The sequence below is a fragment of the Chitinimonas viridis genome (genome assembly GCF_030409555.1).
In the GTDB taxonomy this organism is placed as follows: domain Bacteria; phylum Pseudomonadota; class Gammaproteobacteria; order Burkholderiales; family Chitinimonadaceae; genus Chitinimonas; species Chitinimonas viridis.
In genome coordinates this window covers 987,215-1,010,453 of record NZ_JAUFPU010000018.1, presented here as the reverse complement: position 1 = coordinate 1,010,453, position 23,239 = coordinate 987,215, and the positions used below count along the sequence as shown (strand labels likewise).

19 protein-coding genes are annotated in these 23,239 nt (G+C 63.5%); 12 read left to right on the top strand and 7 right to left on the bottom strand.

Annotated features, from left to right (window positions below):
- The first annotated feature begins 14 nt into the window (after positions 1-14).
- On the top strand, positions 15-893 hold the full coding sequence (locus QWZ03_RS17605; RefSeq protein ID WP_290333919.1) for a hypothetical protein: 879 nt from the start codon (positions 15-17) through the stop codon (positions 891-893).
- 14 nt (positions 894-907) lie between these two features.
- Here the strand turns inward: QWZ03_RS17605 and QWZ03_RS17600 are convergent, their stop codons facing one another.
- A complete protein-coding gene (locus tag QWZ03_RS17600; RefSeq protein WP_290333918.1) occupies positions 908-1,537 on the bottom strand; it encodes a TIGR02466 family protein in 630 nt (209 codons plus the stop codon).
- Positions 1,538-1,872: 335 nt separating this feature from the next.
- Here QWZ03_RS17600 and QWZ03_RS17595 point away from each other — a divergent pair, with 335 nt between their 5' ends.
- Positions 1,873-2,664 carry a substrate-binding periplasmic protein gene (locus tag QWZ03_RS17595; protein ID WP_290333916.1) on the top strand — a complete coding sequence of 264 codons (792 nt, stop codon included), beginning with the start codon at positions 1,873-1,875 and terminating at the stop codon, positions 2,662-2,664.
- Positions 2,665-2,672: 8 nt separating this feature from the next.
- Here QWZ03_RS17595 and rng read toward each other — a convergent pair whose 3' ends face one another.
- From rng to QWZ03_RS17580, 3 genes are all read right to left on the bottom strand, one after another.
- Positions 2,673-4,130 carry a ribonuclease G gene (gene rng, locus QWZ03_RS17590; RefSeq protein WP_290333915.1) on the bottom strand — a complete coding sequence of 486 codons (1,458 nt, stop codon included), beginning with the start codon at positions 4,128-4,130 and terminating at the stop codon, positions 2,673-2,675.
- An 83-nt stretch (positions 4,131-4,213) separates the two neighbouring features.
- Positions 4,214-5,224 carry a DNA polymerase III subunit delta gene (gene holA, locus QWZ03_RS17585; RefSeq protein ID WP_290333914.1) on the bottom strand — a complete coding sequence of 337 codons (1,011 nt, stop codon included), beginning with the start codon at positions 5,222-5,224 and terminating at the stop codon, positions 4,214-4,216.
- Positions 5,224-5,745 carry an LPS-assembly lipoprotein LptE gene (locus QWZ03_RS17580; RefSeq protein ID WP_290333913.1) on the bottom strand — a complete coding sequence of 174 codons (522 nt, stop codon included), beginning with the start codon at positions 5,743-5,745 and terminating at the stop codon, positions 5,224-5,226. Before QWZ03_RS17580 ends, holA begins: the two co-directional genes overlap by 1 nt.
- A gap of 219 nt (positions 5,746-5,964) precedes the next feature.
- Between QWZ03_RS17580 and QWZ03_RS17575 the strand changes: the two genes are divergently transcribed.
- A complete protein-coding gene (locus tag QWZ03_RS17575) occupies positions 5,965-6,915 on the top strand; it encodes a hypothetical protein (protein WP_290333912.1) in 951 nt (316 codons plus the stop codon).
- Between the two features lie 331 nt (positions 6,916-7,246).
- Here the strand turns inward: QWZ03_RS17575 and QWZ03_RS17570 are convergent, their stop codons facing one another.
- Both QWZ03_RS17570 and QWZ03_RS17565 read right to left on the bottom strand, forming a co-directional pair.
- Entirely contained in the window at positions 7,247-8,122 is an 876-nt protein-coding gene (locus tag QWZ03_RS17570) for a substrate-binding periplasmic protein (RefSeq protein ID WP_290333911.1), read from the bottom strand.
- A gap of 226 nt (positions 8,123-8,348) precedes the next feature.
- Positions 8,349-11,108: a leucine--tRNA ligase gene (locus tag QWZ03_RS17565; protein ID WP_290333910.1), complete on the bottom strand. Its 2,760-nt coding sequence runs from the start codon at positions 11,106-11,108 to the stop codon at positions 8,349-8,351.
- Positions 11,109-11,241: 133 nt separating this feature from the next.
- On the opposite strand from QWZ03_RS17565, the gene QWZ03_RS17560 reads away from it, so the two are divergent.
- Positions 11,242-12,111 (top strand): FecR domain-containing protein, encoded by an 870-nt coding sequence (locus QWZ03_RS17560; RefSeq protein WP_290333909.1) that lies wholly within the window; start codon positions 11,242-11,244, stop codon positions 12,109-12,111.
- 130 nt (positions 12,112-12,241) lie between these two features.
- Here the strand turns inward: QWZ03_RS17560 and QWZ03_RS17555 are convergent, their stop codons facing one another.
- Positions 12,242-14,395, bottom strand: a complete 2,154-nt coding sequence (locus QWZ03_RS17555) for a prolyl oligopeptidase family serine peptidase (RefSeq protein ID WP_290333908.1) — start codon at positions 14,393-14,395, stop codon at positions 12,242-12,244.
- Positions 14,396-14,745: 350 nt separating this feature from the next.
- Between QWZ03_RS17555 and dusB the strand changes: the two genes are divergently transcribed.
- The 8 genes from dusB to hemA all read left to right on the top strand — a co-directional run bounded on the left by dusB (position 14,746) and on the right by hemA (position 23,238).
- On the top strand, positions 14,746-15,762 hold the full coding sequence (gene dusB, locus QWZ03_RS17550; RefSeq protein ID WP_284195603.1) for a tRNA dihydrouridine synthase DusB: 1,017 nt from the start codon (positions 14,746-14,748) through the stop codon (positions 15,760-15,762).
- A gap of 19 nt (positions 15,763-15,781) precedes the next feature.
- Complete coding sequence (locus tag QWZ03_RS17545) at positions 15,782-16,018, top strand: helix-turn-helix domain-containing protein (RefSeq protein ID WP_284195602.1); 237 nt, start codon at positions 15,782-15,784, stop codon at positions 16,016-16,018.
- The gene (locus QWZ03_RS17540) at positions 16,015-16,578 is read left to right on the top strand and encodes a GrpB family protein (RefSeq protein WP_290333906.1); all 564 of its coding nucleotides are present in this window, start codon (positions 16,015-16,017) and stop codon (positions 16,576-16,578) included. Before QWZ03_RS17545 ends, QWZ03_RS17540 begins: the two co-directional genes overlap by 4 nt.
- A 36-nt stretch (positions 16,579-16,614) precedes the next feature.
- A complete protein-coding gene (gene purH, locus QWZ03_RS17535; RefSeq protein WP_290333905.1) occupies positions 16,615-18,177 on the top strand; it encodes a bifunctional phosphoribosylaminoimidazolecarboxamide formyltransferase/IMP cyclohydrolase in 1,563 nt (520 codons plus the stop codon).
- Between the two features lie 881 nt (positions 18,178-19,058).
- Positions 19,059-20,345 (top strand): phosphoribosylamine--glycine ligase, encoded by a 1,287-nt coding sequence (gene purD / locus QWZ03_RS17530; RefSeq protein WP_290333904.1) that lies wholly within the window; start codon positions 19,059-19,061, stop codon positions 20,343-20,345.
- 29 nt (positions 20,346-20,374) lie between these two features.
- Complete coding sequence (locus QWZ03_RS17525) at positions 20,375-20,806, top strand: hypothetical protein (protein WP_284195598.1); 432 nt, start codon at positions 20,375-20,377, stop codon at positions 20,804-20,806.
- A gap of 180 nt (positions 20,807-20,986) precedes the next feature.
- A complete protein-coding gene (locus tag QWZ03_RS17520) occupies positions 20,987-21,790 on the top strand; it encodes a transporter substrate-binding domain-containing protein (protein WP_290333903.1) in 804 nt (267 codons plus the stop codon).
- 194 nt (positions 21,791-21,984) lie between these two features.
- On the top strand, positions 21,985-23,238 hold the full coding sequence (gene hemA, locus QWZ03_RS17515) for a glutamyl-tRNA reductase (protein ID WP_290333902.1): 1,254 nt from the start codon (positions 21,985-21,987) through the stop codon (positions 23,236-23,238).
- Position 23,239: the final 1 nt, after the last annotated feature.

The window sequence follows — 23,239 nt, the reverse complement described above, 5'->3', positions numbered from 1 at the left end:
ATGGGAGGAAATACATGGCGGGTGTACGCATACCAGGGCCGATAGGCCAGGAACCGGCAGTGGGCCCGGTCTTCTTGCCGGTGCCAAGGCAGGCGGCGGCGGGGCCACTCAAGCCACCGCAGCAGCAACCCAAGCACTACCAGAGCCAGACGGTGACAGCCGAGGTGGTGCAGGACATGGGCAATGCTGTGGCCGGCATGGTGCAACAGCTGTCCTTCGATTCGTTCGTGCGCATCTATGTCTATGAACCGGGTGCCCGCGCCATTGCCGAGCAGGGCGCGAAGTTCGTCAAGCAGGGGATCATGACCACTCAGGAGGCGGCGGAGTGGGTGAATGCCCAGCGCAATGCCTGGCTGATACGGGTGCGCGACACCCGTAACACCCCACTTGGGCGGGCGTATTCGGAATTCCTCAAACCCCGCGACAAGCTGCCCAAGGTGCCGGACCTGCTGGAGAAGTTGGCCAGGAGGCAACCGAGCATGGCGCTGGAGCAGCGTTTTGAGGCCATCATCAAAAGCGGCGGCTCCACCCGGGCCTCCGTCAACAAGCTGGCCATTACCCTGCGCTGGGCGGGGCCGGTACTGCTGGTGGCACAGGTCGGCGTTGCCGCCTATATCGTAGCGGATGCACCGCCCGAGTCGCGCTGGCAGGTGGGCGCGGAGCAGGGCGGGGCCATCGTCGGCGGCTCGGTCGGCGGTTGGCTGGGGGCAAAGTACGGCTGTGCCGGCGGGGCGGCCATCGGCGTCTGGTTCGAAGTGGTCGGTGCCGTGCCGGGCTGTTTGATCGGCGGCATTGCCGGTGCATTCGGCGGCGGCTGGGCGGGTTCCAGCGTGGGCCGCGAAGCCGGCTATTACAGCTGGAAGGCTGCGAGCAGCGTGGCGGAGTGGTTGTAACGCTCGCCCTAGGGCTACGCTAGGCTGGCGCCACCCGCCTCCTCAAGATGAATATTGAAAGCAATGGCTATCCGCTCGCCCGGCCCAGTGTGCGGATGCACCATATGGTTGAGCCAGGCCGGGAACAGCGCCAGCAAGCCGGCTTGCGCAGTAACCGTGGCCGAGGGCGAGAAGAACTGGCCGGGCTGGGGTAGCTGGTCGGCGCCACTGCGGGGGTCCAGCAACTCCAGCTTGCCAGCCTGGCTATCGGCCCCGGCGGGCGGCACCATCAGGTAATAGCAACCGGACCAATGCTGGCCGGGGTGGTGATGGAGCTTGTGGTAGCCACCGGGCGGCAGCACATTGGCCCAACCGGTGAGGGTGGCCTGCTGCTGGCGGCCCTTGCTGCCGGGTTCCAGCTCACCCAGAAGATACCCCAGCTGCGCCAGGATGTAGCCATGCAGCTCACGCACAGCCGGGATATCGAGCGTGAACAGGTTGCCGGTGGAATGCCAGCCGCCCACATTGCTGACTACCGCGCCCGCCTGCTGTTGCTGCAAGGCCCGCACCGTGGCCAGCAAGGTTGGGTTGTACACCTCGGCCTGCGCCCAGGGCGCCAGCCAGAGCGGGGTGGCGAACAGCAGGTGCAGACTGGCTTGGGTCATGGTCTAGGGCTAGGGTCGCGATGGCTCAGTCTATAGGGACTGAGGGGCAATTTCATCTGACATGCACCGCCTGTCTGATAGTTGCATCGAACACCCCACGGCGAGCAGCGGTTTGAGATGCCGCAAGGGGTAGGCATCCATCGTTGCGACGGCGCATAGCGCGCATACGCAGGCCCCGCACGCCAGCAAAGTGTCCTCCGCGCACCGTGCAACAGGGGGCCGCGGTTGCAGCACCGAGGGTGGGGATACCGTCAGGGCAAAGCCCGCAATGTCAGTTTGCGCAAACCGCTGGCGCCAGGGCTATAAAACAAGCAACGGTTAACCGGATGCCCGCCATGAAGACCCACCACCTGCTTGCCCTGGCCCTGGCCGTATTGCTGCTGCCCGCCCAGGCGGAAAGAAAATCCCTGCGCATCGCCACCGGCGAATTACCACCCTATGCCACCGAGACCCGGCCGGACCAGGGCATCGCGCTCAGCATAGTGCGGCGGGCCTTCGAGCTGGCGGGGTATAAGGTGGAGTTTCACTTCCTGCCCTGGTCGCGGGCCCTGGCCGAGTCCAAGACCGGCAAATGGGATGGCACGGCCTACTGGGGGCACAAGCCCGAGCACGAAAAGGCCTTTTATCTGAGCGACAATGTGGTCACCGAGCAGTGGGTGCTTATCTACCGCAAGACCATAGACCTGAACTGGCGCACGCTGGACGACCTGCGGCCCTACCAGATCGCCATCATCCAGGACTACACCTACACGCCCGAGCTATGGGCCATGGTCAAATCGGGCGAGCTGAAGAGCGACTCCACCCCCGACGACCTGGCTGCCTTGCGCAAGCTGGTGAATGGCCGGGTGGACATTACCCCGATGGAGCGCAATGTGGCGTGTGACCTGCTGGGCCGCAACTTTATCGAGGGTGAGGCCAATCGCCTGCGTGCCCACCCCAAGCTGATGACAGACAAGTTCACCACTCACCTGATGCTGCCACGCAAGCTGCCGGACAGCCGAGCCCGAGTCCTGGCCTTCAATATCGGGCTGAAGAAACTGTACGAAAGCGGCGAGCACGCCAAGCTGATGAGCCAGGTGCGCTGCCCCAGCAGTTGGTCGGAGGTCACCGTCGGCTTACCTAAATAGGCAGGCCGCTACACCAGGATCACGTCGAACTGCTCTTGGAAGTAGGCGCTTTCCACCTGCAGCGAGATGGGCTTGCCAATAAAGTCGGCCAGCATGGCCAGGTTGGCGCTTTCCTCGTCCAGGAACATGTCTATCACCGTCTGCGAACCCAGGATGCGGTACTCGCGGGCATTGAACTGGCGTGCCTCGCGCAGGATCTCGCGCAGGATTTCATAGCACACCGTCTGCGCCGTCTTGATCTCACCGCGCCCCTGGCAAACCGGGCAGGGTTCACACAGCACATGGGCCAGGCTCTCGCGGGTGCGCTTGCGGGTGATCTCCACCAGGCCCAGGCTGGTAAAGCCCGATACCGTCACCTTGGTGCGGTCCTTGCCCAGGGCCTTGCCCAGTTCATGCAGCACCTGGTCGCGGTGCTCGGCGTTATCCATGTCGATGAAATCGACAATGATGATGCCGCCCAGATTGCGCAGCCTGAGCTGGCGGGCAATGACCTGGGTGGCTTCCAGATTGGTCTTGAAGATGGTGTCGTCGAACGAACGGGTGCCGACAAAGCCGCCGGTATTCACGTCTATGGTGGTCATCGCCTCGGTCTGGTCGATGATCAGGTAGCCACCGAACTTGAGGTTGACCCGCCGGGCCAGGGCGCGCTCAATCTCGGCCTCCACCCCATGCATTTCGAACAGCGGCCGCTCGCCCTGGTAATGCTCCACCCGTGGTGCCACATTGGTGACGAAGGCGTTGGCGAATTCGCTCATCTTCTGGAAGGTTTCACGTGAATCCACCACTACCTTCTGCGTCTCGTCGGTCACGATATCGCGCAGCACCCGCATGGGCAGGTTGAGATCCTGGTAGAGCATGGATTCGGGCGGCAGGGTCTTGGATTTCTGCTTGAGGTCGGCCCAGATCAGGTTCAGGTAGGCTACGTCGGCGCGCAGCTCGTCTTCCGTGGCATGCTCGGCCGAGGTGCGGATGATATAGCCGCCGTGATCGTGCCCCTTGGGCAGCATCTGCAGCAGCCGCTCGCGCAGGTGCTCGCGTCCTTCGCCGTGCTCTATGCGCTGGCTGACGCCGATATGGTGCTCCTGCGGCAGGAACACCAGGAAGCGGCCGGCAATACTGATCTGGGTGGAAAGGCGGGCGCCCTTGGTGCCTATGGGGTCCTTGATGACCTGCACCATGACGCTCTGGCCCTCGAACATCAGCCGCTCGATGCGCTGGGGTTCGCTGGGATGCTGGCGCTGCTCGATGACGTCGGCAATATGCAGAAAGGCCGCGCGCTCCAGGCCGATCTCGATAAAGGCCGACTGCATGCCGGGCAGCACGCGCTTCACCACACCCAGGTAGACATTGCCGACGATGCCGCGCGAAGCGGTACGTTCGACATGGATCTCCTGCACCACGCCTTCTTCGGTCACGGCCACCCGCGTCTCCTGCGGGGTGACGTTGATCAGGATGTGCTCTTTCATCTGCTCACTTCCGAAATGTCGTACCGCAACGCACGCGTCGGCATGCGCTGGGGTACGTCATTTCCAGGCCATCCGGCCCCTACTCAGCGCGCAGGCATCAAGCGCAGGCCCAGCTTGAGCAACTCCTCCCAGGCATCTCCCTGGCCCACGCCCTTGACGATGCGGTCTATCTGCGCGGCGTGCCCCAAGGCCGCCTTGAGCTGGCTGGCTTTCAGGCGATCCAGTGCGGCTGGGTAGCGCTTCTGCTTGTCGCCCCACACCCGGTTCTCGCGGTACAGCTGCTGCAGATTCAACCCCTGCGAGCGGCCCAGGCCCACCCGCAACAGGGCGCGTATCTCGTCGGCCATGGCCCACAATACCAGATGTGGGGCCTCACCTTCGCCACGCAAGCCATCCAGCATGCGCGCCAAGCGGCTGGGTTCGCCGGCAATCAACGCCTCGCCCAAGCCCCACACATCGTAACGGGCCACATTAGCGACCGCCGCCTGCAGGGCGGCCAGGTCCAACTCACCTGCCGGATGCAGCAGGGCCAGCTTGTCTATCTCCTGCTTGGCGGCCAGCAGATTCCCTTCCACCCGCGCCACCAGATACTCCATGGCATCGCTGCTGAGGCGCTGCTGCTGGCTGGCCAGACGCCCGGTTATCCAGCCCGGCAGCTCATTGCGGCTCACGGCCGGGCAGGCCACCACTGTGCCCTTGGCTTCCAGTGCGGTAAACCATTTGCTCTGCAGCTGGGGCTTATCCAGCTTGGGCAGCTGCAGCAGCAGCACGTTTTCGCTGGGTGCATTGGCGGCATATTGCTGCAAGGCGTCACCGCCCTCGGTACCAGGCTTACCGCTAGGCACCCGCAGGTCGATCAGCTTCTGCTCGGCAAACAAGGAGATGGCCTGGCCTGCTGCTGCCAGTTCGGCCCATTTGAAGCCCGGCTCCACCGTCAGCACTTCGCGCTCGGCAATACCGGCGGCACGGGCGGCATCGCGCACCATCTGGGCGGCCTCCAGCGCCAGCAGCGCTTCCTCGCCATGTATCACATAGATGGGCGCCAGCTTGCCACCCGCCAGGTGGCTTGCCAGATCGGCTGGGCGTATCGGCATTACTGCGCTGCCGGTACGGGGGTATAGGGTGCTGCAGCGGGCTTGAGCGCAGCCAGCCGACGTATGATCTGCTGGGCAGCATCCGAGCGCATATCGCGCACCAGTATCTGTTCTTCCGCTTCCTTGCCCAGCACATTGTTCTCGTCGAAGGAGTAGTCGCGGCGCAAGGTCAGCTCGGTGCTGGGAATGCGCTCAACCGCGCCCTGGCGCAGGCTGAAACGGGCACGGTAGATCAGCTGGTACTCGGTCACCCGGCCGGACTTGTTCACCGTCAGTATCTGCTTGTCCATGGCCTCGTTCTCCACCGCCAGCACGGCTTCGGCCTCCTTGGCTGCCAGCAGTTTCAGATCAGGCCGCAGCGATAGCTGCCGTCCCAGCACATCACCCAGGCCACCGGCGGGCGCCGTGACATTGAGCGAGGCAAAAGCCAGCGGTGTGGTTGCACCCAGGCCACGCAGGTGGAAGCCGCAGGCACTCAGCAGCAGGGCCAGGCCAGCGGGGATCAGGAGTCTTGGCGTCATACGGGGCAGTCCGATGAAAGGGGCCGGCAAAGGGCAAAGGCGCATTGTAGTCGCTGCCAGCGCGGTGAGACATAGGCAGACGCAGATGCGCTTACCCTAGCTGAATACTGTGACTATCGATTCAATTGAATCAATAGCAAATAGCCACTAACATGGCCTCACCTTGCCCGGTAAGAGGCAAGGCAGAAAACCAATAGACGATACTCCAGGAGGCTTAACTTGAAACTGCGCCATCTCGCCGCCCTTGCGGCATCCACCCTGCTCGCCGCCGCCCCGGCGCTAGCCGTGCCACCAGACAACCAGCCCACCTCGGAATACACCAACAACCTGGTCGGCATGGACCATGTGCTCTATGTCACCCATAAGGGCGAGAGCAAGCGCTATGTGGACCAGCACAACCTGCTGCAGCGGGTGACCGACCATACCGAGTCCATCCTCCGCATCAAGCAGGATTTCGCCGACCAAGCCCGGGCCGAGCTGGAACGGCAGCTGCAGGGCAAGGCCAGCCTCAAGGCCTTTTCGATGACGGCGCCCGGCCCGCTGACGGTCAAGCTGGCTGGCAACGCCCAGGGCGAGGTGATCGCCTCGGTAGGTGGCTTCAGCCTCAATGGCTACGCCAGGGTGAAGAAGAGCTGGTATGCCGAGGCCACCATCAGCATACGTTCCAACCCCATCTGGATCAGCGCCCGCTACAACCCCTACAGCGGCCAGCTCAGCGACGCCCAGGTGCAGAACCTGGATATCCAGGCCAGCGTGGACGTGGACACCGTGTTTGACTTCATCCCAGGCTTCAACGCCCTGTTCACCAACAAGCTGGAGGACATGACGCTGGCCGAAATCCAGGGTGCAGTAACCGAAATCAACAACGCCCGCCTGCCCACCAGCACGATGGCCTTCTCGCTGGACAAGGCCATACCGCCGGGTGCCTATATCGTGGGCAATACCGATGTAAACCAGTTTGTGCGCGAGAAGCTGACCAACTTCGTGGCCGGCCAGGCCATCGCCATCAGCCTGCATGGCGAACGGGTGTATTACTACAATGGCCGCTCCTCGTTCGAACAGAACACGCTGGTGGTGGAAATCCCGGGTGGTTCGCGCATCGCCATCGCCGAGCAGCCCATCTTCGAGCTGGTCCGCGACGAATGCTACCCGCACCAGATCTGCCCATAAGCAGGCAGTAAGAGCCTGTTCAAAGACTTTTCACCGCGTCGTTCGCAACCTTGCCGGATGAAGGGCAAGGCGCAAGCCGCGCAGCGGTACGGGTACCGTCAGCGGCTTGCAACGCCGCCATTCGCCGGCAAGGCTGCGAACCCGAAGGGCTGATCTGGAAAACGGCCACTCACTGCGTTGTGGCGCTTGGCAATAACTTGTTATTGCCTGCGCGCCACGCCTTGTGCCTGGCCATTTTCCAGACCAGCGACGCGGCGAAAAGACATTGAACAGGCTCTAAGCGCAGGACAAATAACCAGGTAAACAACAGGGCCACCGCAAGGTGGCCTTGCTATTTGGGCAGCGGCGCCGTGGGGTCGAACCACAGGCTCTTGTCGGCCAGTGGGGTCAGCGGCGGCAGTTGCCGGTTAGGGATGACAATCACGCGACGGCCGGCCAAGTTGGCCTTGCGTATCGATTCACCATTGTGGCGCCAGAATATCTCGTCAAAGCTGCCGTCCTTGATCATCAAGCGCAGGCCCTGCTCCAGCCGCCGGGCCAGGCGCTCGTTCTGCCGGCTGACAAAGAAGTAATAGGGATTGTCGTAGCGGATCACCAGCCGCTCTTCCACCGCCAGATTCGGTATTGCGGCGCGGTTGGCCTCGTATTCCTCGAAGGCCTCGTGCAGCCCGCGCGGAAACATGTCTATGCGCCGGCTACCCACCATGCGGAACAGGCTGTCGTAATTGCTGGTAACCACCGGGAAGCCCGCTTCTTGCAACACATCGGCACTGGACCAACCCTTGCCCTGGCCGATCACGAAACGCCGCAGATCCTGCAGGCTGTGAACCTGATCAAATGCTGCCTGCCGCTCCTGGGCAATCAGCGAGATGCGATAACCGCCCAGCCCTTTGCGCAGCGGTATCCGCACGGGCAGAAAATCCCGCTCCATCTGCAGGGTGGTGCCGCTCCAGGTCAGCGTCAGCTCTTGGCCGGTGGACAGCGATACCAACTGCCTGGCCTTGTTCATCACCGTGCTGGCAGGCCGTATGCGGTAGTCGCCATACTGCCCCTTGGTGCGCTCCAGCGCACCACGCAGGAACTCCAGCTTGTCGTCATGGCGTACATCTGCCGCCCCTTCGGGCGCAGGGTAAACCACCTCGTCGTCTGCCCTTGGGGCGAGGGACAGCAGGGTCAGGCAGAGCAGAGGTAACAACAAGGTGCGCATGGCAGGCCGGCGAACAATCGGATACTCCGTTATAGCAGGCCGATCAGCCGAGGAGCGCGCCCCTGGCCGGTCGCCCTGGCCGGGTAACGCGATAAGCGGCGCTAAATACAAAAACGGGATGGCCTGGGCCAACTTGGCCAGTGCCATCCCGTTCTCGTTCGTCGCGGACGCCTGGAGCCTGTTTACGATCTTTTCGCCCCGGGGTGAAAAAATCGTGAACAGGCGCTTACACCACCAGGTTCACCAAGCGGCCCGGCACCACCACCACCTTCTTGGGCGTCTGCCCCTCCAGGAACTTCTGCACATTGGCATTGGCCAGGGCAAACGCCTCGATGGCAGCACGGTCGGCCGAGGCCGGGACTTCGATCTCGCCGCGCAGCTTGCCGTTGACCTGCACCATCAGCTTGATCTCGTCCTGTGCCAGGGCATCGGCAGCCGGCTCCGGCCAGGCGGCATCGATCAGTTCACCGCCGTAGCCCAGCTCCACCCACAGGGCGTGGGTGATATGGGGGCTGACCGGGTAGAGCACACGCAACAGGATGCCCAGGCCTTCGCGCAGTACCGCCGCGTTGTCGCCCTTGTAGGCTTCCAGTGCATTGAGCAGCTTCATGGCGCCCGACACCACGGTGTTGTACTGCAGACGCTCGTAATCGGCATTGATCTGCTTGAGCGTGCTGTGCAGCTCGTGGCGCAGGGTCTTGGCCTCCTTGTCCAGTTCGGCCACCGGCCCGGCAGCACGGATGGCGTCGGCCTGCTTGTAGCCGAAGTTCCACAACCGGCGCAGATAGCGCGACGCACCCTCCACACCGCTGTCGCTCCAGGCGGCACTTTGCTCCGGCGGAGCGGCAAACATGGTGAACAGGCGGGCGGTGTCGGCACCGAAGCGGGCAATGATGTCCTTGGGTTCAACCACATTGTTCTTGGACTTGGACATCTTCTCGATGCCGCCCATGATCACCGGCTGGCCATCGGCCTTGAGGGTGGCGGCAATGGCGCGGCCCTTGTCGTCATGCTGGACTTCCACCTCGTTGGGGTAGTACCAGGTCTTCTTGCCGCTGGCTTCCTCGCGGTAGAACGACTCGTTCAGCAGCATGCCCTGGGTGAACAGCGCCTTGAACGGCTCGTCTATCTTGAGCAGGCCCAGATCGCGCATGGCCTTGGTCCAGAAGCGGGCATACAGCAGGTGCAGTACGGCGTGCTCGATGCCGCCGATGTACTGGTCCATGCCGCCGGCCATCCAGTAGTCGTTGCGCTCGTCCACCATGGTGCCGGCATCGGGGCAGGTATAGCGCATGAAATACCAGGACGAATCCACGAAGGTATCCATGGTATCGGTCTCGCGCTGGGCCGGCTTGCCGCACTGCGGGCAATCAACATGGAGGAAATCCTCGCGCTTCTTCAGCGGATTGCCCGAGCCATCCGGCACGCAATCGGTAGGCAGTACCACCGGCAGTTGCTCGTAAGGCACCGGTACATCGCCACAGCCATCGCAGTGGATGATGGGGATAGGGGTGCCCCAGTAGCGTTGACGCGAGATACCCCAGTCGCGCAGGCGCCAGGTGGTCTTCTTTTCGCCTATCTGCCGGCCAGCCAGGTCGGCAGCCACGGCATCCACGGCCGCCTTGTAGCCCAGGCCATCGTACTTGCCCGAATTTATTAAGTGACCATGCTCCAAATAAAGGTGTTCACTCGAAGCTATCTGAATAAACCTATCTACAGCTTGCCTTGCTTCTTCTGAAACATCAGCAAACTTTTTGAGTTGCAGCCAAGGGTCTCCAAGCCAATTAATGCTGAAAAGGTCGGCCCTGCGCAAGTCGGTTTGTGTAGCATGCTTATAGGCTTCTTCCACTGCAACTACTCTGCGAAATACTTCTTCGCTTGCAACAACACGCTTGATAGGAATTCCATAACGCGCAGCAAAGTCCCAATCCCTAGCATCATGGGCCGGTACGCCCATCACCGCGCCATCGCCGTAGCCCATCAGCACATAGTTGCCTATCCAGACTTCGACCTGTTCACCGGTCAGCGGATGGATCACCTGCAGGCCGGTGGCCACGCCCTTCTTGTCCTGGGTGGCCAGCTCGGCCTCGGTGGTGCCGCCCGCCTTGCATTCGTCGATAAAGGCCTGCAGCTCAGGCTTGAGTTCGGCCGCGCGGCGGGCCAGCGGGTGCTCGGCCGCCACAGCGCAGAAGGTCACGCCCATGATGGTGTCGGCGCGGGTGGTGAACACCCACAGCTGGCCGTCGCCCACCAGTTGGCCTTCGGCATCGCGCACATCGTGGCCAAAGGCAAAGCGTACGCCCTCGCTCTTGCCTATCCAGTTGCGCTGCATGGCGCGCACCTGGTCGGGCCAGCCATCCAGCTTGTCGATATCGTCCAGCAGCTCATCGGCGTACTGGGTGATGCCGAAGTAGTAGCCCGGTATCTCGCGCTTTTCCACGATGGCGCCGGAACGCCAGCCCCGGCCATCCACCACCTGTTCGTTGGCCAGCACGGTCTGGTCCACCGGGTCCCAGTTCACCACCTGGGTGCGCTTGTAGGCGATGCCTTTCTCCAGCATCTTGAGGAACAGCCACTGGTTCCACTTGTAATATTCCGGGTCGCAGGTCGCCACTTCGCGCGACCAGTCAAAGGCCAGGCCCAGCGGCTGCATTTGCGACTTCATGTCGGCGATATTGGCGTAAGTCCATTCGGCCGGCGGCTTGCCATAGGCAATGGCGGCATTCTCGGCCGGCAGGCCAAAGGCATCCCAGCCCATGGGCATCAGCACATTGAAGCCCTTCATGCGCAGATGGCGGGCCAGCATGTCGTTGATGGTGTAGTTGCGCACATGGCCCATATGCAGCTTGCCCGAGGGGTAGGGCAGCATGGAGCAGGCGTAGAACTTGGGCTTGGTCTTGTCTTCAACGACGCGGTAGGCGTCGCGACCCTGCCAGTGTTGCTGGGCGGCAGATTCCACCTCAGAGGGACGATACTGTTCTTGCATGTGGGCTATCCTAACGAATCATGCCAAGCGACAGGCTGCCACGGGAGTGTGGATGCGTGACTTGTTACCTGGCGGCCAAATAAAACGTTGATTATAACCGAGCGTTATCCCTATTCGTCTCAAGGAGTTTGCCATGCGCGCCCCCCTGATCGCCGCCCTGCTTGCCACCAGCCTGGCGACCGCCGTTGCGGCCGCCCCCACCCAGGTCAGCGCCGTCAATATGCCGGCCTGGCTGGAGCGTAGCGGCCAGATGCGGCCGCTGGCAGCGGGCGTCAACCTGCAGGCCGGCGATGTGGTCCACACCGGCAATGGCGCACGGGTACTGCTGACCCTGCCCGAGGGCAGCCAGTTCAAGCTGGGCGAGGACGCGGTGTTCCGGGTCAACACCCTGAATGCCTCAGACGGTCGCAAGACTGCCTTCCAGGCCACGGTGGATGTGCTGAAGGGAGCATTCCGCTTTACCACCGGCCTGGCCGGCAAGCTGCGCCAGCGCGAGGTCGACATCAAGGTTGCGACCATCACCGCCGGCATACGGGGCACCGATATCTGGGGCAAATCCGACGCAGAGAAAGACCTGGTCTGCCTGCTGGAGGGCAGCATTGCGGTGGAGCATGAAGGCGAGGCCGGCTTTATCACCATGGACCAGCCCTTGGACTTCTACGTCGCACCCAAGGGCAAACCCGCCCTGCCGGTGGCCAAGGTCGATCCCAACAAGGTGGCCAACGAATGGGCGCCGCAGACCGAACCGCAGGCCGGCAAGGGACTGAGCCAGGCACAGGGCCGCTGGCGGCTGGTGGTGGCGGTCGCCGGCAATCAGGCCGAGGCGCTGCAGTGGTATGACAGCCTGCGCGAGGCAGGCTACCCCGCCAAGATACGCCCCATGGTCGAGGGCAAGTTCCGCGTCAGCCTGGAACAACTGGCCAGCGAGCCCGATGCCCGCGCCCTGGGCGAACGGCTCAAGGCGCAGTTGAACACCCCCACCATCAGCACCATGCGCATGTAAGTGCCTCCCAGGTACCTGGTGCCGCGAACAGCACCGCTGCAAAGCGGTTTAGCGGCACTTGGCGCCAGGGTCTCCCTGGCGCCTGCCACGGTCGCAACACCCATCAATGGCCTGATCTCATGACAGGCTCTCAATGGACGTGCGCGAACCCCGCAACGCCCATCTGCCACAGAAAGAAGCTCCACACATCGGCGCTTTCGGCCACCTGCTGTGCCTTGGTCGAGCCCCGGCCATGGCCGCCGTCGTAGTCCACCCGCAGCAATACCGGCTTGCCGCTGCTGCTGGCAGCCTGCAGGCGGGCGGTCAGCTTGGCCGGCATCCAGGCATCCACCCGTGGGTCGTTGGCCCCGGTGGTGACGATCACCGCTGGGTAGGCCACCCCGTCCTTGATGCGATGGTAGGGACTGTTGCTGAGCATGGCCGGAAAATGCTCGGGGTTCTTGACCGTGCCGAACTCGGCAATATTGGGCGGTCCATTGGGGGTCAGCTCCATTCTCAGCAGGTCGCTCACCCCCACGGCGCTCTGGGCCGCCGCAAACAGCTCGGGCCGCGCGGTGATGGCGCCACCTATGGTGATGCCGCCAGCACTCCCGCCGGTACCTGCCAGCCTGGCCGGCGAGGTATAACCCTGCTGCACCAGCCATTCGGCGCAGGCAATGAAGTCCTTGGCCGTGTTGGCCTTGGTCTGGATATAGCCGGCACGGTGCCAGGCCTCGCCAAACTCGCCGCCACCACGTACATGGCACACTGCCATCACGCCATCGCGCTCCAGCCAGGCCAGCCGGTTGGCGGAATAACGTGCCTCCATGCTGATGCCGTAGGCGCCGTAGCCGCTGACGATGGTAGGGTGGCTGCCATCGAGCTTGATGCCCTTGGCCGCCATGATGGACAAGGGCACGGCCACGCCATCGTGGCTCTTGACCATCACCCGGCGGGCCTCATAGCCATCCAGCCTGGTCGTAGCGGGTTTGAACACCCTGGTAGCGCGCACCACGCCGGTCTTGCCGTCGAGCCGGTAGACACGTGGCGGCTCCACCCAGCCTTCCAGCTTGAACACCGCGCCGCTGCGGGCCACATCGGTCGCCAGTCCCAGCAGGGTGCCGGCCACTGGTAGCGCCAGCTCGCGGGCAGTACCGCCGTGGCTGAGCTTGAACAGCTTGTCCACCCCGCCTTCGCTGGCCCTGACATACAGGGCCTCACGGGCCACGGCGGCTTGCCGCAGCACATGGCTGCCCTGTGGCAGCACCAGTTTGGCCTGGGCCAATTGCGGCTGTTTCAGATTCAGCGCCAGCACCTTGCCCCTGGGGGCATCCAGCAGGCTGTGCAGATAAAGGGTGTCGCCGTGCAGCCAGGCATCGGCAGTCTTGTCGGCCGGGGTGCTGATACGCTGCCAGGGCGTTGCGGCACCGGCCAGCTGGGCAATGCTGGCCACATAGTAGGACCGCTCCACCGCATCGCCATGCAAGACCTCGGCCACCAGGTAAGGGCTGCCGGGATCGGTACGGATGTGGCTGATGTCGGCGATATCGAAAGGTTGATCGGCCCGCACGCCGTAGCCGAACAGGGCGATATCACGCTCCACCGGCTGGCCTACCGTATGTAGCCAGGTGGCGCTCTTGTTGTAGCGCTCCTGCACCCCATCGGCGCCGGCGGCAGGCAGCCGGTTGTAGATAAAGCGCTTGCTACCGCCCAGCCAGCCCAGGCTGTCGTTCAGCCCAGCCCGGCTGATGCGCTCGGGCAGCCATTGGCCGCTCGCCAGGTCCAGCAGGCGCAGCTCGCTGTCCTCCGAACCGCTGGCCGACAGGCCCACGGCAACCAGCGCACCATCGGGCGAGGGCGAATACCAGTCTATGGCGATATGGGCGCCGGCCGTCCCCAGGGTGTCCGGGTCCAGCAGCAGGCGCTCGCCGCGACCGTCGCGCACATACAGGCGACGGCCGTTGCGGCCGGGCTCGGTCTTCAGATAGAACAGGCGGCCGGCAGCCTGCTGCAGATCGGCCACATTCTCGCCCGCATCGGCCAGCTCGGTCAGCCTTTGCTTCAGGGCGCTGCGGCCGGGCAGGGTGGCCAGCACCGTTTCGGCATGGTTGGCCTGAGCCTTGAGCCAGGTCTTGAACTCGGCCCCCTGCATGTTTTCCAGCCAGCGGTAGGGGTCGTTGACCTGGGTGCCAAAGTAGTCTTCGACCACATTGCGCACCGGCGTGGCAGGCGGCGCGGGCAGGGGCGCCGTCGCGGCGCTGGCGGTAACCGCCAGCAGGGTCAGCAGAGCAGGGCGATGGGGCATGGCGACTCCTCATATAGTCTGTTTTTCGGCCACGGCAAGCGGACAGGGGTGTCTTTGCTCCTGTGCGACACACCAGGGCTGCCATCGTACGACAGCATTGTAGCGACAACCGATACTATCCCTTGCGTTCGCTGCAACTGCGCGCTGTTATCGGCAGCGATTGCCTTGGCACTATCGGCATCTGCTCAAAAATTAAGCGAAATGCCTTCGCGCCGGGCGCAGGCTTAGGTAGAATGCGCGCCTGTTACCGCTGGATACCGAAGCCTCTACGCCTCTCGTCTCCAGCGGTTTTTCATTCTGTACCGTTGCCGGCACTGCCCCCTGGGCGGGCCATGGTCCATAGAACAAGCATGCGCATAGGTCCTTATCAACTCCGCAACCGCCTGATCGTCGCGCCCATGGCCGGCGTGACCGACCGGCCATTCCGCATGCTTTGCAAGCGGCTGGGCGCAGGCCATGCAGTCAGCGAGATGATTACCTCCAATGCCATGCTCTATGGCAGCAACAAGACCCGCCGGCGTGCCAATTTCGACGGCGAACTGGCCCCGGTCGCGGTGCAGATTGCCGGCAGCGACCCGGCCCAGATGGCCGAGGCCGCCCGCCATAACGTGGCGGCAGGTGCCCAGATCATCGATATCAATATGGGTTGCCCAGCCAAGAAAGTCTGCAATGTGCTGGCCGGCTCTGCACTCTTGCAGGACGAAGACCGGGTGGCCCGCATACTGGAGGCCGTCGTCAGCGCGGTGGATGTGCCGGTGACGCTCAAGACCCGGCTGGGCTTTCGCAACGGCGAGGAGAATATCCTACGGGTGGCGCAGCTGGCCGAGCAGACCGGCATTGCCGCCCTGGCCCTGCACGGCCGTACCCGCGAGGACATGTATAACGGCGCCGCCCGCTACGAACTGATTGCCGAGGTCAAGCGCAGCCTGCGCATACCGGTGGTGGCCAATGGCGATATCACCACCCCGGAGAAAGCCCGCGCGGTACTGCAGCAGACCGGTGCCGACGCGGTGATGATAGGCCGCGCCGCCCAGGGCCGCCCCTGGATCTTCAGAGAGATCGATCACTTCCTTGCCACCGGCGAGCACCTGCCCCCACCCAAGGTGAGCGAGATACACGCCATCCTGATGGAACACCTGCAAGACCACTACGCCTTCCACGGCGAGTACTCGGGCTGCCGCATCGCCCGCAAGCATATAGCTTGGTACACCAATGGCCTGCGCGGCTCCAACGAGTTCCGCCAGCGTATGTACCAACTAGATAGCACGACCGAGCAGCTGGCTGCCGTGGATGCCTATTTCAAACAACTGGCGCTCCAGGGCGAGCGGCTGGTTTACCAAGACGAGACCGCGCTAGCGGCCGCCTAGTTCAGGAGAGAACCCCACCATGTCCACCAAGGATCAAATCTGCTTTGCCGTGCGCGACGCGCTGGAACAGTATTTCCGCGACCTGGACGGCGAAGCACCGCAGGCGATCTACGACATGGTGCTGGCCAAGGTGGAGAAACCCATGCTGGAAGTAGTGCTGGACAAGGCGCAGGGCAACCAGACCCGTGCCGCCGAACTGCTTGGCATCAACCGCAACACCTTGCGCAAGAAAATGCAGGAACACGATCTGATATGAGCCTGGGACTGGCCGAAGGCACGGTAGTGCTGGTCGATCATCATACGGACTGGGCGCAGGCCTATGACCAAGCCGCCCACGCCATCGCCACCGCACTGCCGGGTGTAGCGCTGGCACATATCGGCTCCACCGCCGTGGCCGGCCTCTGCGCCAAGCCGGTGCTGGATTTGATGCTGGGCCTGACTGCGCTGCCGCAGCACGCAGCCTGCATCGCCCCACTGGCGGCGCTCGGATACCAGCACCATGGCGAGTACGGTATAGCTGGGCGCCATTACTTCACCCGGCACCTGGCGGGGTTGCGTACCCACCATCTGCATATGGTGGTGGTGGACAGCCCCTTCTGGCGCGAACACCTGGCGTTTCGCGACGGCCTGCGCAGCAACCCGGTGCTGCGGGCCGATTACGCCGCGCTCAAGCAGATGCTGGCACGGCAGTATCCAACCGATAGCCAGGCCTATGCCGGTGCCAAGACCGAATTTGTCCGCGCAGCGTTGCACGGGCTGGCAGCAGTTCCCTCCACTGGCGCCAAGGCAACGGCAGCCGGGGCCGGCAGCTGCTAAGTTTTATCTTTCACTTTGTCTTATGAGCAAGCAACCATGGTCAATATCAAACGTGCGCTGATCAGCGTCTCCGACAAAACCGGTGTACTGGAATTCGCCCAGGCCCTGGCCGGTTTTGGGGTGGAGATACTTTCCACCGGCGGCACCGCCAAGATGCTGGCGGAAGCCGGGGTCAAGGTCATCGAGGTGGCCGACTACACCGGCTTCCCTGAGATGCTGGATGGTCGCGTCAAGACCCTGCACCCCAAGATCCACGGTGGCATCCTGGGCCGCCGCGATCTGGCCGGCCATGTCAGCAAGATGGCCGAGCACGGCATAGGCAGCATCGACCTGGTCTGCGTCAACCTCTATCCCTTCGAGGCCACCATCGCCAAGCCCGATTGCGATTTTGACGATGCCATCGAGAACATCGACATCGGAGGCCCGGCCATGGTGCGCTCCGCCGCCAAGAACCACGCCTTTGTCGCCATCGTCACTGATGTTGCCGATTACGCCCCACTGGTGGCCGAGTTGCAAGCCAACGACGGCGCTCTGGGCATGCCCACCCGCCGCCGCCTGGCCAAGAAGGCCTTCAGCCACACGGCAGCCTACGATGGCGCCATCTCCAATTACCTGACTTCGCTGAATGAGGACGGTAGCCAGCAGACCTTCCCCGCCCGCCTCAATATCAGCGTGGAAAAGGTGCAGGACATGCGCTACGGCGAGAACCCTCACCAAGCTGCCGCCTTCTACCGCGACCTGCACCCTGCCGCCGGCAGCCTAGCCGGCTACCAGCAATTGCAAGGCAAGGAACTGAGCTACAACAATATCGCCGATTCCGATGCCGCCTGGGAAGCCGTCAAGGCCTTCGATGAGCCGGCCTGCGTCATCGTCAAGCATGCCAACCCCTGTGGCGTTGCCATCGCCGCCGATACGCTGACCGCCTACCAGCTGGCTTTTGCCACCGATACCACCAGTGCCTTTGGCGGCATCATCGCCTTCAACCGCGAAGTGGATGCGGCCACCGTGGAGGCCGTCACCGGCCAGTTCCTGGAAGTGCTGATCGCCCCCGGCTTCTCGGATGAAGCCCGCGCCATCATCGCCGCCAAGAAAAATGTACGGGTGCTGCAAGTCGCCCTGCAGGATGGCGCCAACCGCTTCGACCTCAAGCGCGTGGGTGGTGGCATCCTGGTACAGACACCCGATATCCATCACATCACCACGGCCGACTTCAAGGTCGTGACCAAGCTGGCACCGACCGCCGAGCAGTTGAAAGACCTGCTGTTCGCCTGGCGCGTGGCACAGTTCGTCAAATCCAATGCCATCGTGTTCTGCGGCGGCGGCCGTACCCTGGGCGTAGGCGCGGGCCAGATGAGCCGGGTGGACTCCACCCGCATCGCTGCCATCAAGGCCCAGCATGCCCAGCTGGCACTGAAGGGCTCGGTCTGCGCTTCCGATGCCTTCTTCCCCTTCCGCGATGGCGTGGACGTGATCGCCGAGAACGGTGTCAGTGCTATCGTCCAACCTGGCGGCTCCATGCGTGACGAGGAAGTCATTGCCGCAGCCGACGAGCATGGCATTGCCATGGTGGTGACTGGCGTGCGCCACTTCCGGCATTGAGAGCCTGTGATGGACGAAAGTCACTGATGGGTGGTATCAGACAGCGCAGGCGCCAGGGAAACCCTGGCGCTAAACGCCAGCGCAGTCTGAACCAGTAGGCTCTTCCTTGATTGAGCCCCCCCCACCCGCGCCGCCGCGCGGGAGCCTCGCTGACGCTCGTCATCATTTTGAATGGGCTTCAGCGCTTGGTATGGACGCAAGTCATAGATGGGTGGTATCGGACGGCGCAGGCGCCAGGGAAACCCTGGCGTTAAACGCCAGCGCAGTCTGAACCAGTAGGCTCTTCCTTGGTCGAGCCCACACCCCCCGCCCGCGCCGCCGCGCGGGAGCCTCGCTCACGCTCGTCATCTTTTTGAATGGGCTTGAGCGCTTGGTATGGACGCAAGTCATAGATGGTGTGGTATCGGACAGCGCAGGCGCCAGGGAATCCCTGGCACTAAACGCCCGCGCAGTCTGAACCAGTAGGCTCTTCCTTGACTGAGCCCACACCCCCCGCCCTCGCCGCCGCGACGGAAGTCCACGTTGCACGGTGCGTGGAGGGAGCCTCGCTCACGCTCGTCATCATTTTGAACGGGCTTGAGCGTTTGGTATGAACGCAAGTCACTGATGGGTGGTATCGGACAGCGCAGGCGCCAGGGAAACCCTGGCGCTGAACGCCCGCGCAGTCTGAACCAGTAGGCTCTTCCTTGATTGAGCCCACACCCCCCGCCCTCGCCGCCGCGACGGAAGTCCACCTTGCAAGGTGCGTGGACGGCGCCAAGCGCAACACGCAAGCAAGCATCTGGGCCGAGGTTCCATGTGGAACATCGGTCCGGTGAGCAGTAAGGCTTGCCAGCTGCCAGCAGCGGGCAAGCCTCACTCCTTACCCCTATGAGGCAAGCATGAACGTACTCGTCATCGGCTCCGGCGGCCGCGAACACGCCCTGGCCTGGAAAATTGCCCAGTCCCCCCGCGTCAGCAAGGTCTTCGTGGCGCCCGGCAACCCCGGCACCGCCCGTGAAGCCGGCCTCACCAATGTCGATGTCACCAGCATCCCCGAGCTGGTGGCCTTTGCCCAGCGCGAGAGTGTGGCCCTGACCGTGGTCGGCCCCGAGGCCCCCCTGGCGGCCGGCGTGGTCGATGCCTTCCGCGAAGCCGGCTTGAAGATATTCGGCCCCACCCGCGCCGCAGCCCAGCTGGAAAGCTCCAAGGATTTCGCCAAGGCCTTCATGATCCGCCACGGCATTCCCACCGCCCAGTACCGCACCTTTGCCGATGCCACCGAGGCCCACGCCTATGTGGAGGGTCGCGGCGCCCCCATCGTCATCAAGGCCGATGGCCTGGCCGCCGGCAAGGGCGTGATCGTGGCCATGACCTTGGCTGAAGCCCATGCCGCCATCGACAGCATGCTGCTGGACAACAAGATGGGCGATGCGGGCGCCCGGGTGGTGATAGAGGATTTCCTCAAGGGCGAGGAAGCCAGCTTTATCGTGATGGTGGATGGCCGCCATGTGCTGGCCCTGGCTAGTTCGCAGGACCACAAGCGCCTGAAAGAGAATGACGAAGGCCCCAATACCGGCGGCATGGGCGCCTATTCGCCCGCCCCGGTGGTCACCCCAGAAGTCCACGCCCGCGCCATGCGCGAGGTGATACTGCCCACCGTGGCCGGCATGGCACGTGACGGCATACCGTACACCGGCTTTCTTTACGCCGGCCTGATGGTGGACGACGAGGGCGCGGTCAGCGTGGTGGAGTTCAACTGCCGCATGGGCGACCCGGAAACCCAGCCCATCATGGCTCGCCTCAAGACCGACTTTGTCTTGCTGCTGGAGCACGCCGTCAACCAGACGCTGGACCAGACCGAGGCCGAATGGGATCGTCGTGTCGCGCTGGGCGTGGTACTGGCTGCCGGCGGCTACCCCGACGCCCCACGCAAGGGCGACGTGATACACGGCCTGCCAGACACCCAGGCCGAAGATGTGCTGGTGTTCCATGCCGGCACGGCGCAGCAGGGCGAGAAGATCGTCACCAATGGCGGCCGCGTACTTTGCGTCACCGCCCTGGGCGACAGCGTGAAGATGGCACAAAAGGGCGCCTATGAAGTCATAGACGGCATACACTTTGAAGGTATGCAGTGCCGCCGCGATATCGGCCACCGGGCCATCGCCCGCAAGCCAGCCGGCAGCTGACCCACGCTCCCCTCACCGTTAGGTAGGCCATGGCAAGCGATCAGAGTTGGTTTTCCCGTCTCCTCAGTGCCTTCTCCTCGTTGTTCAGCAGCGGTGCAGCCAAGGAGCCCGGCGCACGCTCGCCCGTCCAGACCACCGCCCAGGCCCGCCGCATGGCGGGCCATTGGCCGGTTTGGATAGAACTGGGCAAGACCACCCGCGAACAGCACCCGCCGCGCGATGACTCGGCCCTTACCCTGCGTTTTTCCGCCACCGATGGCCCCTTGCTGAAATCCATGGGCATCAATACCCGCGATTTCAATGGCAGCTATGTACCGGACAAAAACGCAGGCCTGGTGCAGATACCGGAGCGCTTGGTGCAGGAATTGATGCGTAAAACCGACAGTGCGGTCTTTGTCGAGGCCTTTCTGGATGGCGAATCACTGGGCGCCCGCAAGTTCACCATCCCGCTCCGTTTCTGACCGTCCGCCGCCTCCAGCCTAGCTTGGCGGCAGTAACCCTGGCCCGCTCATCCGAGCGGGCTTTTCTATTATCGTATCCTTATCTACGCTTTCCCTAATAGGCGGTGCATTTGTACTGAACTATGGTCGCGCCCACAATGACATTGGCACGACCGCCCATGTCGAATACGGAGCAAACCTATGAAAATCAAACTGTTGCTGGCTGCCCTGCTGGGGCTGTGCATGCTGTCACCCGCTGTGGCGGACGATCTGGACGACATCAAGAAACGCGGCACCCTGGTGGTCGGCGTGAAGGATTCCACCCCCCCTTTCGGTGTGCTGAACACCAAGACCCAGACCATCTCCGGCTATGACGTGGACTTCGCCGCGGCCATCGCCAAGAAGCTCGGCGTCAACCTGATCGTCAAGGGCGTGGAATCGGCCCAGCGCGTACCCAAGCTGCAGAACAAGGAAGTGGACCTGATCATCGCCACGATGACCAAGAACGCCGAACGTGAAAAGCAGGTGGATTTCAGCTACGGCTATTTCATCACCGGCCAGAAGTTCGTGGTCCGCAAGGGCAAGGTCAACTCGATTGAAGACCTGACCAGCGCCACCATTGGCACGGTCACCGGTTCGACCTCGGCCAAGCAACTGGCGCGTGAAATGCCTGGCGCCAATATGGTGCTGTTCGGCGACTACGACGAAGCCTTCGTTGCGCTGGGCAAGGGCCAGCTCGATGCGGTCAGTACCGACGAGCCCATCCTGGCCGGCCTCTTGAACAAGATGCCTAACAAGGCCCAGTACGAGATACCCAACGTCACCATCTCGCTGGAAGTCTATGGCATCGCCGTGCGCAAGGGCGAAAAGCGCCTGCTGGAAGAAGTCAACAAGACCATCGTCGCCATGGAGCAGTCGGGTGAAGCCGCCAAGATCTTTGATCGCTGGTTTGGCCCCAACTCCAACGCCCCCCTGATGCGCCTGTTCAAGATCAACGCCAAGTAAGCGTCTGAACTCACCGCACCCGAAAGCCCGGTCTGACCGGGCTTTTTGCTGGCCGGCACCTCGCTTATCCACCGCTTGGCGCCCGCGCCACCACCGCCAGCCTGCAGGCCAAGTATTTGCCGCAAAAGCCTTTCTGGCTCGCAAGGGCCCGCCTGGGGTAAAATTCAGGCCCTTTCCCGTCCCGCCTCCCTCGCATGTCCCTGTTTGCCCTCGGCCTCAATCATGAGACTGCGCCCATCGCGGTGCGGGAGAAGCTCGCCTTCGCCCCCGAGGAACTGGCTGCGGCGGTGGCCGAACTGACGGCGCAGAAGGGCGTGCACGAGGCGGCCATCGTCTCTACCTGCAACCGCACCGAGCTGTACGCGGCGGCACGCGATGAAGCCACCCTGCTGAACTGGCTGGCCGCCTCGCGCCAGCTGGATGCAGCCAGCATCGCCCCCTATCTGTACCGCCTGCCCGACCGCGAGGCCGTGCGGCATGTGTTCCGGGTGGCGTCGGGGCTGGATTCCATGGTGCTGGGCGAGACCCAGATACTGGGCCAGCTCAAGGATGCCGTACGCGAGGCGCAGGAGGCCGGTGGCCTGGGCTCCTCGCTCAACGGCCTGTTCCAGAAAGCCTTCTCGGTCGCCAAGGCCGTCCGCAGCGAAACGGGCATAGGCGCCAATTCGGTGTCCATGGCCGCCGCCGGGGTCAAGCTGGCCGAGCGCCTGTTCCCCGATATCGCCGACCTGAATGTGCTGTTCATCGGCGCGGGCGAGATGATAGAGCTGTGCGCCACCCATTTCGCTGCCCGCAAACCACGCCGGCTGTCGGTCGCTAACCGCACACTGGAGCGTGGCCAGGCGCTGGCCAGCCAGTTCGGTGGCGATGCCTTCGCCCTGGCCGAGCTGCCGGACCGTCTGCCGCAATACGACATCGTGGTCACCAGCACCGCCAGCCAGTTGCCCATCATCGGCTTGGGCGCGGTCGAGCGGGCCATCAAGGTCCGCAAGCACCGGCCTGTCTTCATGGTGGACCTGGCCGTACCGCGTGATGTGGAACCCGAGGTGGGTGCCCTGCCCGACGTCTACCTCTACACCGTCGATGATCTGTCGGAATTGGTGCGGCAGGGCAGGGCGGAGCGGCAGCACGCCGTGGTGGAAGCCGATGGCATCGTCGAGCGCAGCGCCGATGAGTTTATGCAGTGGCTGGACAATCGCGCCCTGGTGCCCACCATCAGGGCACTCAAGGATCAGGCCGAGCGGCTACGCCGGCATGAGCTGGACCGTGCCACCAAGCTGCTGGCCAAGGGCGAGGACCCGGCCGCCGTGCTGGAATCGCTGTCGCTGTCGCTCAGCAACAAGCTGCTGCACGCGCCGCTGGCCGCACTCAACCAGGCCGACGCCAGCCAGCATGGCGAGCTGATCGATGCCGTGCGCCGGCTCTACCACCTGCACGAGGGGGACTGAG

Bases quoted from the DNA above. Each gene is read 5' to 3' on its own strand.
- QWZ03_RS17605 (WP_290333919.1), top strand. From the start codon at position 15: ATGGCGGGTGTACGCATACCAGGGCCGATAGGCCAGGAACCGGCAGTG.
- QWZ03_RS17600 (WP_290333918.1), bottom strand. From the start codon at position 1,537: ATGACCCAAGCCAGTCTGCACCTGCTGTTCGCCACCCCGCTCTGGCTG.
- QWZ03_RS17595 (WP_290333916.1), top strand. From the start codon at position 1,873: ATGAAGACCCACCACCTGCTTGCCCTGGCCCTGGCCGTATTGCTGCTG.
- rng (WP_290333915.1), bottom strand. From the start codon at position 4,130: ATGAAAGAGCACATCCTGATCAACGTCACCCCGCAGGAGACGCGGGTG.
- holA (WP_290333914.1), bottom strand. From the start codon at position 5,224: ATGCCGATACGCCCAGCCGATCTGGCAAGCCACCTGGCGGGTGGCAAG.
- QWZ03_RS17580 (WP_290333913.1), bottom strand. From the start codon at position 5,745: ATGACGCCAAGACTCCTGATCCCCGCTGGCCTGGCCCTGCTGCTGAGT.
- QWZ03_RS17570 (WP_290333911.1), bottom strand. From the start codon at position 8,122: ATGCGCACCTTGTTGTTACCTCTGCTCTGCCTGACCCTGCTGTCCCTC.
- QWZ03_RS17565 (WP_290333910.1), bottom strand. From the start codon at position 11,108: ATGCAAGAACAGTATCGTCCCTCTGAGGTGGAATCTGCCGCCCAGCAA.
- QWZ03_RS17560 (WP_290333909.1), top strand. From the start codon at position 11,242: ATGCGCGCCCCCCTGATCGCCGCCCTGCTTGCCACCAGCCTGGCGACC.
- QWZ03_RS17555 (WP_290333908.1), bottom strand. From the start codon at position 14,395: ATGCCCCATCGCCCTGCTCTGCTGACCCTGCTGGCGGTTACCGCCAGC.
- dusB (WP_284195603.1), top strand. From the start codon at position 14,746: ATGCGCATAGGTCCTTATCAACTCCGCAACCGCCTGATCGTCGCGCCC.
- QWZ03_RS17545 (WP_284195602.1), top strand. From the start codon at position 15,782: ATGTCCACCAAGGATCAAATCTGCTTTGCCGTGCGCGACGCGCTGGAA.
- QWZ03_RS17540 (WP_290333906.1), top strand. From the start codon at position 16,015: ATGAGCCTGGGACTGGCCGAAGGCACGGTAGTGCTGGTCGATCATCAT.
- purH (WP_290333905.1), top strand. From the start codon at position 16,615: ATGGTCAATATCAAACGTGCGCTGATCAGCGTCTCCGACAAAACCGGT.
- purD (WP_290333904.1), top strand. From the start codon at position 19,059: ATGAACGTACTCGTCATCGGCTCCGGCGGCCGCGAACACGCCCTGGCC.
- QWZ03_RS17525 (WP_284195598.1), top strand. From the start codon at position 20,375: ATGGCAAGCGATCAGAGTTGGTTTTCCCGTCTCCTCAGTGCCTTCTCC.
- QWZ03_RS17520 (WP_290333903.1), top strand. From the start codon at position 20,987: ATGAAAATCAAACTGTTGCTGGCTGCCCTGCTGGGGCTGTGCATGCTG.
- hemA (WP_290333902.1), top strand. From the start codon at position 21,985: ATGTCCCTGTTTGCCCTCGGCCTCAATCATGAGACTGCGCCCATCGCG.